The 9,009-nt window shown below is 71.8% G+C and carries 9 protein-coding genes; 6 read left to right on the top strand and 3 right to left on the bottom strand.

Annotated features, from left to right (window positions below; all coding sequences use genetic code 11):
- The 5 genes from AOK23_RS07035 to AOK23_RS07015 form a co-directional block, all read left to right on the top strand.
- On the top strand, positions 1–907 hold a 907-nt coding region (locus tag AOK23_RS07035), incomplete at its 5' end, for a LysR family transcriptional regulator (RefSeq protein ID WP_055711879.1).
- A 161-nt stretch (positions 908–1,068) separates the two neighbouring features.
- Positions 1,069–2,106 carry a hypothetical protein gene (locus AOK23_RS07030; RefSeq protein ID WP_157877962.1) on the top strand — a complete coding sequence of 346 codons (1,038 nt, stop codon included), beginning with the start codon at positions 1,069–1,071 and terminating at the stop codon, positions 2,104–2,106.
- Positions 2,106–4,409, top strand: a complete 2,304-nt coding sequence (locus tag AOK23_RS07025) for a bifunctional polysaccharide deacetylase/glycosyltransferase family 2 protein (protein ID WP_055711878.1) — start codon at positions 2,106–2,108, stop codon at positions 4,407–4,409. Before AOK23_RS07030 ends, AOK23_RS07025 begins: the two co-directional genes overlap by 1 nt.
- Complete coding sequence (locus tag AOK23_RS07020; RefSeq protein ID WP_055711877.1) at positions 4,406–5,593, top strand: acyltransferase family protein; 1,188 nt, start codon at positions 4,406–4,408, stop codon at positions 5,591–5,593. Before AOK23_RS07025 ends, AOK23_RS07020 begins: the two co-directional genes overlap by 4 nt.
- Before the next feature lie 188 nt (positions 5,594–5,781).
- The gene (locus AOK23_RS07015; RefSeq protein WP_055711876.1) at positions 5,782–6,621 is read left to right on the top strand and encodes a hypothetical protein; all 840 of its coding nucleotides are present in this window, start codon (positions 5,782–5,784) and stop codon (positions 6,619–6,621) included.
- 135 nt (positions 6,622–6,756) lie between these two features.
- Here AOK23_RS07015 and AOK23_RS07010 read toward each other — a convergent pair whose 3' ends face one another.
- Genes AOK23_RS07010 through AOK23_RS07000 form a run of 3 tightly spaced genes read right to left on the bottom strand, consistent with a single transcriptional unit; the run spans position 6,757 to position 8,351 of the window.
- Positions 6,757–7,251, bottom strand: a complete 495-nt coding sequence (locus tag AOK23_RS07010; RefSeq protein WP_055711875.1) for a GNAT family N-acetyltransferase — start codon at positions 7,249–7,251, stop codon at positions 6,757–6,759.
- A gap of 9 nt (positions 7,252–7,260) precedes the next feature.
- Positions 7,261–7,488 carry a DUF397 domain-containing protein gene (locus tag AOK23_RS07005; protein ID WP_055711874.1) on the bottom strand — a complete coding sequence of 76 codons (228 nt, stop codon included), beginning with the start codon at positions 7,486–7,488 and terminating at the stop codon, positions 7,261–7,263.
- Between the two features lie 11 nt (positions 7,489–7,499).
- Positions 7,500–8,351 carry a DUF5753 domain-containing protein gene (locus AOK23_RS07000; protein WP_055711873.1) on the bottom strand — a complete coding sequence of 284 codons (852 nt, stop codon included), beginning with the start codon at positions 8,349–8,351 and terminating at the stop codon, positions 7,500–7,502.
- A gap of 224 nt (positions 8,352–8,575) precedes the next feature.
- On the opposite strand from AOK23_RS07000, the gene AOK23_RS06995 reads away from it, so the two are divergent.
- Positions 8,576–9,009 (top strand): ATP-binding protein (locus tag AOK23_RS06995; RefSeq protein ID WP_055711880.1); only part of this gene is annotated, 434 nt, incomplete at its 3' end.

Below are 9,009 nucleotides of genomic sequence, written 5' to 3'. Positions count from 1 at the left end.
AGCTCCCGCTCCAGCCGCCGCCCGGCTCTACATCGCTCAGCAGGCGCTCAGCCGGGATGTGCGGCGGCTGGAGCGGGAGCTGGGCGTGGAGTTGTTCGTGCGGACGACCCGGCAGGTGGCGCTGACGCCCGACGGGGAGCGGCTGGTGCCGTACGCGCGGCGCGTGCTGGAGGCGCAGGACGCGCTCGTGGGGGCGTTCCGGCAGGCCCGGCCGTTGCTGGTGGACCTGAACTCGCCGGGGCTCGCCACCGGCGTACGGGTGCTGCGGCGGGCCCGTGAGCTGGTGCCCGACGTGGAGTTGCTGGCGCGGTACGAGAGCGGGCTCACGTACGCCGCCGCCGAGATCCTCGCCGGGCGCCTCGACGTGTCGTTCGGGAGGTTCGCGGGGCTGGACCCGGCCGTGCGGGCCCGGCTGGAACAACAGCCCGTGCGATACGAGCCGATGGCGGTGATCCTGCCCGAGGACCACCGGCTGGCCGCGCTGGACGCCGTGCCGCTGGCGGAGCTGAGGGGCGAGACCGTGTACGCGGGTGCCGGCAATGCCCGTACGCCGGAGTGGACGGAGCTGGCGCGGGAGCTGTTCGCGGGGCGGGGGATCGACCTCGCGCCCGCGGTGCCCCTCGTGGTGGGCGAGGAGGAGTTCGCGCGGGTCATGGCCAAGACGCGGACGCCCGTGCTGGCGGTGGTGGACTTCCCGCCCATGCCGCGCAGTGTGCTGCGGCCGCTCGTCGACCCCGTCCCGCTGTCCCCCGTCTCGCTGGTGTGGCGGAAGGGGTTCACGCATCCGGGGCTCGATGCCCTGCGGCGGGCCGCCACCGAACGAGCGAGCGCGGAAGTATGGCTTTCATATCCGGAGGACGGGTGGATTCCGGCTACAGATGCACTCATCATGATGAGTTTCGCCTGATAGCACACATGTCACATCTCTCCCACCTCTACATTCGGGCCCCCGGGTGCGTGTGATGGGCGGGGCGCCCCGGATCGGGTGGGGGCCCGGTCCGGTACAGGAAAGTGCGAGAGTCCGGCATCGAACACGCATCCGCAACCCGTGGGGGGAAGCGCGTGCACGTGGAGAAGTGGCCGAAAGGCACCCAGCCGGAGCGGTCCGACGGCGACAGCCGTGACGAACACCGTGGTGACGTCGAGGGCGGCCCCGGTACCGACCCGTTCGCCCGGACCGGCGCCGCCGGTGACGAGGTGGTGTGGCCCGAGGCCGCCGGCAGAACGGGGTCCGTGCCCCGGCCGTCGACCGCCTTCGCCGGTGTGCCCCGGCAACCCGACGCCGCCGGGCGCGACGCCGGCCGGCCCGGCACCGTGGCGTCCCCCTGGGAGCAGCCCGACCAGCCCGGCCGCAACCACGACCCGCACGAGGTGACCGTCCAGCTCGACGGCGTCGGACGGGAACTGGACGGGCCGGGCAGGCACGCGGGCAAGGACCCGGACAAGGCGGCCGGGGGCCAGCCCGACGGGCCGGTCTTCGTCGACGAGTCGGGGCGCCGCCGCAACCGGTACCGCAAGCTCGGCATCGCCGTCGGCACCGCCTGCGCCGCGTACGCCGTCGTCATCGTCGGCACGCTGGTGTCGGGCAACTCGGACGCGCCCTGGCTGCCGATGCCCATGCAGAAGGACGAGGCGCCGGCGGACAAGGTGGACACCCCGCCGCAGCCGGCCGAGTCGTCCGACGTCGCCGACACCGCCGAGGGGGTCGTACCGCCGCCGAGCGCGGGGTCGGTCTCCCCGGGAGTGACGCCCGCGCCGGTCCGCGGCGACTCCCGCGACGACGCCCGCGACGACGGGAAGAAGGCCCCGGAGGCCTCCGCGAGCGCCCGGCCCAGCGGCGGCGCGAGCGCCGGCCCGCAGCCGAAGCCGACCACCGGCGTGAAGGAGCCCGAGCCCTCGGTCTCCGCGTCCCAACCGGCGGGCGGCGGCTCCAGCCCCACGCCCACCCCGACGCCCACACCCTCCGAGTCCAGCGGCCCCGCTCCCGGCCCGGGATCCGGCACGGACACCGTCGCCGGCGGCCCGCCGACCCCGGCACCGGTCGAGCCCGCCACCGCGGCACCGGAGAGCCCGCAGGACCCGCAGACCTCGGAGACCCCCGCATAATGACCCGCTTCAGGCGCGGCGGCACACCTGCGCGTGCCGCCGCCAAGCGCCGTACCCGCACACCCCGTTCGCCCGAGGCCGCCGACGGCACGGCCGGAAGCCCCCCGAAGGGCTCGTCGAAGCGCTCACCGAAGCGCCGGACCGGGCGGCTGCCGCTCCGCCACATCCTGCCGTGCCTGTTCCTCGTCGCCCTGATGGCGATGCTGATGCTGCGCGGGTACGTACACAGCGAGATCCTCGCCGACCACCGGGTCCGGCCACCCGTGTCGAACGACCGGGTACCGCAGCGGATCCTCGACGGCGGGCCGGTGATCGACACCCGCTCGGGCCGTGCGGCCAGCCTCGACGTACCCGACCGCGAACTGGTCCTCACCTTCGACGACGGCCCCGACCCCGTGTGGACGCCCAAGGTCCTCGACGTGCTGCGGAAGCACGACGCGCACGCCGTCTTCTTCATCACCGGCACCATGGCCTCGCGCTACCCGGACCTGGTGCGGCGCATGGTCGACGAGGGCCACGAGATCGGGCTGCACACCTTCAACCACCCCGACCTCTCGCTCCAGTCCAAGGGCCGCATCGACTGGGAGCTGTCCCAGAACCAGATGGCGCTCGCGGGCGCCGCGGGCATCCGGACCTCGCTGTTCCGACCGCCGTACTCGTCGTTCTCGGCCCGTTTCGACAACCAGTCCTGGCCGGTGACGCAGTACATCGGCAGCCGCGGCTACATCACCGTCGTCAGCGACACCGACAGCGAGGACTGGAGCAGGCCCGGCGTCGACGAGATCATCCGCCGGGCCACACCGAAGGGCGGCGAGGGCGCGATCGTGCTGATGCACGACTCCGGCGGCGACCGCTCGCAGACCGTCGCCGCGCTCGACCGGTTCATCGTCGGACTGCGCGACCAGGGCTACGCGTTCCACACCCTCACCGGTGCGCTCAAGGCGCCCAGCGCGCACACCGGGGTCACGGGGGTCGGCCTGTGGAAGGGCAAGGCGTGGGTGGCGCTCGTCCAGGCGTCGGAGCGGATCACGGGCATCCTGGTCGTGGCCCTCTCGGTCGTCGGCGTCCTCGTCCTCACCCGCTTCGGCCTGATGCTGATCCTGTCGGTGTGCCACGCCCGCAAGGTCCGCCGCCGGGACTTCCGCTGGGGCCCCGACGGCCCCGTCACCGAACCGGTGTCCGTCCTCGTCCCCGCGTACAACGAGGCCAAGTGCATCGAGACGACCGTCCGTTCGCTGGTGGCCAGTGACCATCCCATCGAGGTCCTCGTCATCGACGACGGGTCCAGCGACGGCACCGCCCGGATCGTCGAGGAGCTGAGCCGTGACCTGCCCGACGTGCGGGTCGTGCGGCAGCTCAACGCGGGCAAGCCCGCCGCCCTCAACCGGGGCATCGCCAACGCCCGGCACGACCTGATCGTGATGATGGACGGCGACACGGTCTTCGAACCGTCCACCGTCCGCGAACTGGTCCAGCCGTTCGCCGACCCGCGCGTCGGCGCCGTCGCCGGGAACGCGAAGGTCGGCAACCGGGACACCCTCATCGGCGCCTGGCAGCACATCGAGTACGTGATGGGCTTCAACCTCGACCGCCGCATGTACGACGTCCTGCGCTGCATGCCCACCATCCCCGGCGCCGTCGGCGCCTTCCGCCGCGAGGCCCTCGAACGCGTCGGCGGCATGAGCGAGGACACCCTCGCCGAGGACACCGACATCACCATGGCCATGCACCGCGACGGCTGGCACGTCGTCTACGCGGAGAAGGCCCGCGCCTGGACCGAGGCGCCCGAATCCGTGCAGCAGCTGTGGTCGCAGCGCTACCGCTGGTGCTACGGCACCATGCAGGCGATCTGGAAGCACCGCGGGGCCCTCTTCGAGCGAGGCCCCTCGGGCCGCTTCGGACGGGTGGGCCTGCCGCTGGTGTCGCTGTTCATGGTGGTCGCGCCCCTGCTGGCCCCGCTCATCGACGTGTTCCTCCTGTACGGGCTGGTGTTCGGCCCGACGGAGAAGACGATCGGCGCGTGGTTCGGCGTCCTGGCCGTCCAGGCCGTGTGCGCGGCGTACGCCTTCCACCTCGACAAGGAACGCATGACCCATCTGATCTCCCTGCCGCTGCAACAACTCCTCTACCGCCAGCTGATGTACGTCGTCCTGCTCCAGTCGTGGATCACCGCCCTGACCGGCGGCCGACTCCGCTGGCAGAAGCTGCGGCGCACGGGGGCGGTGGGACTGCCGGGTGACCCCGGCGGGTCGGGCGCGGCGACCGCCGAGTCCCAGCCGCGTGAAGGGAGCCCGGTCGGATGAGCACCCTGACGCAGACCTCGACGGAAGAGACCCCCAAAGCGCCGGCGCCGGCCGCGCCCGCCCGCGACCGCTACTTCGACTTCCTGCGGGCCCTCGCCATCTTCCGCGTGGTCCTCTACCACCTCTCCGGCTGGGCCTGGCTGCCGCTCGTCTTCCCCTCCATGGGCGTGATGTTCGCGCTGGCCGGCAACCTCATGGCCCGTTCGCTGAAGCGCCCGGCCGTCCAGGTCGTCAAGGGCCGGCTCCGCCGGCTGCTGCCGCCCATCTGGCTGCTGGGCGTGATCGGTGTGAGCGGGATGGTGGCCCAGGGCTGGGGGCCCGACGCGGAGGGGCATCCCGCGTGGTGGTGGTTCCACCTCACGTTCTGGATCCTCCCGATCAGCGACCCGCCGTACGCCGAGGGCCTGCCCGGCGTGCACGGCTTCATCGGCGCCGACTGGGCCGTGGAACTCGCCGGGCCCCTCTGGTACGTCCGCGCCTACCTCTGGTACGTCGTCCTGTCCCCGGTGCTGCTGCGCGCGTTGCGCGCGGTGCCCGTGGTGACGCTCCTCTTCCCGGTCGCCCTGTCGGCCGCGTTCGAACTGGGCTATCTGTCCCTGCCCGGTGAGCGGTTCGCGTCGGGGCTCACGGACTTCAGCACCTTCGGCGCGTGCTGGATCCTCGGCATGGCCCACCAGGAGGGCATCCTCAGGCGCCTGCCCCGCTACATCGTCCCGTCCGTCGCCCCGGCCGTGGCCCTGACGGGCCTCTGGTACGCCCTGAACCACGACTTCGGCAACGGCAACGACCTCGACGCCATGCCGTTCGCCCAGGCGCTGTGGTCCCTCGGCACGGTGGCGCTGCTGCTCCACCTCAGCCCCTCGTGGTCCGAGTGGCCGCGCCGGCTGCGCCGCTGGGACGGGGTGATCACCTTCCTCAACTCCCGTGCGGTGACGATCTATCTGTGGCACAACACGTGCATCCTCGTCGCCGCGACCCAGTGGGACCGGCTGTGGGCCGTGGTGGTCCTCGAACAGAACGTGCCCTGGCTGCTGGAGAGCGTCTGGCCCGTGCTGGCCCTCACCTGGGTGCTGATCGTCGGCTGTGTCGTCGCCTTCGGCTGGGCGGAGGACCTGGCGGCCCGACGCCGGCCGAGACTGTGGCCGAACGGCGGCCGGGCCGGTCGCAGCGCGCGCAGGCACTGACCGGCTCCGGGGGCGGCGCGGCCGTGGTGTCGCCGCCCCCGTCTCCCGTCCGCCGCCCGGTCATGTACTGACCCCGTAACCAACCGGGATACGCACTTGCGTACGACTGAGCTGGTGATGGATGTTGGGCTCGCTTGAGGCAGGTGTTCCTTGCCTCGCCGAAGCGACCCGAGGAGTGACACCCGCCGATGACTCAGCCTCCCGGCCAGCCGCCGTACGACGGTTACGGGGCCCAGCAGCCGCAGCAACCGCCGTACCCGGGGCCGTACGGGCCCCCGCCGGGGGCGTCCGGTCAGGCTCCCGGTCAGCCCGGTCCCCCGCCCAACCCCTACACGACCGCCCCGCAGCAGCCGTACGGCGCCGGTCAGCCGCCCTACGGCGCGCCGGGCATGCCGGGCGCCCCCGGAGCGCCCGGTGCGCCGAACTACGGCCAGCAGTACGGCGGCTATCCGCCCCCTCCGCCCTCCGGGGGCAACGGCGGCAAGATCGCGCTGATCGTGGTCGCCGCGGTGGCCGCCCTCGCGGTGATCGGCGGCGGGATCTTCCTGCTCACCTCCGACGACGGCGACGACACCGCGGCCAAGCCCCGGCAGAGCGTGTCGGCGCGGGCCGGCGAGTCCGAGACGCCGACCTCCGAGCCGACCGAGGAGTACTCCCCGACCCCCGAGGACACCGACGCCGGCGGCGACGCGTCCACGGCGCCCCGCACGGGTGTCGAGGGCCAGTGGCAGGACGACGAGGCGCGCACCCTGACGATCGGCAAGGAGCAGTCCTCGGGCGACCTCCAGGGCCAGCACCCGCTGTCCTACATCGACATGGTCGGCGGCAAGGGCATCCTGACGGGCGTCGGCAAGTACCGCGACGAGAACAACTTCCGCATGGCGCTGCGGCCGATGGCCTCGGAGAACGTGGACGACAAGGACATCACCTTCGCCACGGTCCGCCGCTCCGGCAACGACGTCGTCATCACCTGGGAGGACGGCGGCGGCACGGACAAGCTGAGCTACGTGGGGGAGGCGTCGGGCTGACGCGGCCTCTGAGTGCAGTGGGCGTGTGCACCGGCGGTGCGGTTGCGGCAGGGCTCTGGTGACCAGCGGTGACCAGAGCCGTGACCGGCGGTGGCCGAGGGCTTCCCGCAGCCGCCCCACGAGCAAGCACACGCTCTATGGCTGGAGTTCATGTCGGTACCAGGTGCCTGACTCACCGCCGAGGTCGGCCGGGGTGGCGGGGCCGACCGGGACGAACCCGGCCTTGATCAAGACCTTTCGGGACGCGGCATTCTCGTGCGAGGTGGCCGCCCGCAGTTCGCGCAGGCCGTGCCTCGCTGCCGCCAGTCGGCACAGCTCCCGGACGGCCGCGGTCGCCACACCGCGGCCGGCGACCCGCTCCGCGACCCGGTAGCCGAGTCTGGCGGTGCCGTCCTCCAGGTCGTACAGGTTGAACCTGCCGAGCACCGAGCCGTCCTCGGCGACGAGCACGTAGAAGGCGCAGACGCCGGCCTCCTGCTCGGCCAACAAGGCGCTGTACCCGTCGGTGAACTGGTCGAAGAAGTCGTCGCCGCGGTCGGGGATCGAGGCGGCGAAGTAGGCGCGGTTCGCCAACTCGAAGGCCAGAACCGCCGGGGCGTGGCCGGCATCCAGCCGCTCCAGACTTGGCATCACCCGACCCTATCCACCTCGGGCCCGGAGCCCACCTGAGTTTCCGCCAGCGGCAGACAGAGGGAAGACCTTGAGCGCGCGTATGAGGTGACCGAACGGCGCCGGGCTCGTGGTGAGTACGGTGCCGGGGGTGTCGCTCTCGTGGAGGAGAACGGCGCCGGTGGGGTGGGTGGCGATGTGGACGCAGTTGGAGGCGTCAGGGCTGAAGGTGGACTTCTGCCAGTCGTAGTCGGGCATGAGTGGCTCTCTCAGGTGCTCTGGGCGATGCGATGAATCAGGTCGCGGGACTCGTCGGGCTTGAGTGCGTTCGACTCCATGCGATCCAGCACTTGGCGGTACTTCTCCAACTGGGCCTCCGCGTCCAGGAACTCGCAGCCATGGTGGGTGTCCAGCTGAACAGTGTCGAGCTGAGGCACCGGGCCGACCAGATAGTCGACGGACTGTCCAGTGCCGGGAAATGAGCCCTTGCCGAAAGGGATGACCCGAACGGTGACGTGCTCCAGCTCGCTCATCTCCAGGAGGTGCTGGAGCTGCGCTCTGACGGTGTGGGCGCCGCCGTAGCCCATGTGCAGGGCGCACTCGTGGATCACCGCTGTGTACGGGGGCGGGGTGTCCCGGTAAAGGATGCCCTGCCGCTTCATCCGGTGGCTGACACGGTGCTCGATCTCGTACTGCCGCAGCGGCGGCCACGCCTCCTTGAAGAGGGCGCGTGCGTGATCGGTCGTCTGGAGAAGGGCGGGGATGTGGATGACCAGGGCAGCGCGCAGAGCTGTCGCGTGGTGTTCCAGTTCGGCCAGGTCGATGAGGCCGACTGGCAAGTGGTCCCGGTACTCCTCCCACCAGCCCCGTGCATGACGCCCGGTCATGGCGGCGAGGGCTTCGACGAGTGGTGCGTCCCCGCAGTCGTACGAGCGTGCCAGGCCGCGCACCCTGTCGGCGCTGAGGGCGCTGCGGCCGGTCTCGATCATGCTGACGCGCCCTTGGTTGACGCCGAGGCGTGCTGCTGCGGCGGTGGCGGTCAGACCTGCGCGCTCCCGGAGTTTGCGCAGCTCGGAGCCGAGCCGTCGCTGTCGCAGCGTGGGCGTGCTGGTCGGCGGCAAGACGCCTCCTTTCGAGCCGCTGAGCGGCGCTCCTGTACCCCACAAGAGGTAAGCGGGATGAACTTCTCCAGATTCTGGGAGATGTATCTCTCTGCTGACGCTAGCGTATGCCCTGTACCGCTCAACTCGGGCCGGCCCTAAGCCGGAAGCGCACCGAACCAGGCATTGCCACCGTTGGCCGCGGCCCCGAGCGGAGCAAGTCCCCTTTCTCCCCGGAGGCGTTCATGGTCACCGTATCCCCGTCCGACTCCCGTTCGCCCGAATGCTGGCAGTACTCCCTGCGGTTGCCTCACGACCCCAGAGCCGCCCGGATCGCGCGGGTGACCGTGCGGGCGATCCTCGCCAGCCATGGCCGGGACGAACTCCTCGACGTGACCGAGCTGTTGACGTCGGAGCTGGTCAGCAACGCGTACCGGCACACGAAGGGACCCTCGTCGGTGCGGCTGGTCGCCCTGCACGGCGGACGGCTGCGCGTCTTCGTGTGGGACCGGAGCCCGCACGTGCCACCCTCGTTCGGGGAGGTCAGTGTCGCCCCCTGTGCTCCCTCCCCGCCGTCGGCGGACGTCGAGCACGGGCGGGGTCTCCTCCTCGTACGGCAGTGCGCGGACCGGTGGGGGTGCTGGCCGTTGGAGGGCGGGAGCCTCGGGCGGGGCGGGGG

The sequence above is a fragment of the Streptomyces torulosus genome, from assembly GCF_001419765.1.
Classification (GTDB): Bacteria; Actinomycetota; Actinomycetes; order Streptomycetales; family Streptomycetaceae; genus Streptomyces; species Streptomyces torulosus.
This window is presented reverse-complemented; position numbering and strand designations above follow the sequence as displayed.

What these genes read in the sequence shown, in the direction of transcription:
- AOK23_RS07005 (WP_055711874.1), bottom strand. Translation starts at nt 7,488, where the DNA reads ATGCCCGACTACGACTGGCAGAAGTCCACCTTCAGCCCTGACGCCTCC.
- AOK23_RS07025 (WP_055711878.1), top strand. Translation starts at nt 2,106, where the DNA reads ATGACCCGCTTCAGGCGCGGCGGCACACCTGCGCGTGCCGCCGCCAAG.
- AOK23_RS07020 (WP_055711877.1), top strand. Translation starts at nt 4,406, where the DNA reads ATGAGCACCCTGACGCAGACCTCGACGGAAGAGACCCCCAAAGCGCCG.
- AOK23_RS07015 (WP_055711876.1), top strand. Translation starts at nt 5,782, where the DNA reads ATGACTCAGCCTCCCGGCCAGCCGCCGTACGACGGTTACGGGGCCCAG.
- AOK23_RS07010 (WP_055711875.1), bottom strand. Translation starts at nt 7,251, where the DNA reads ATGCCAAGTCTGGAGCGGCTGGATGCCGGCCACGCCCCGGCGGTTCTG.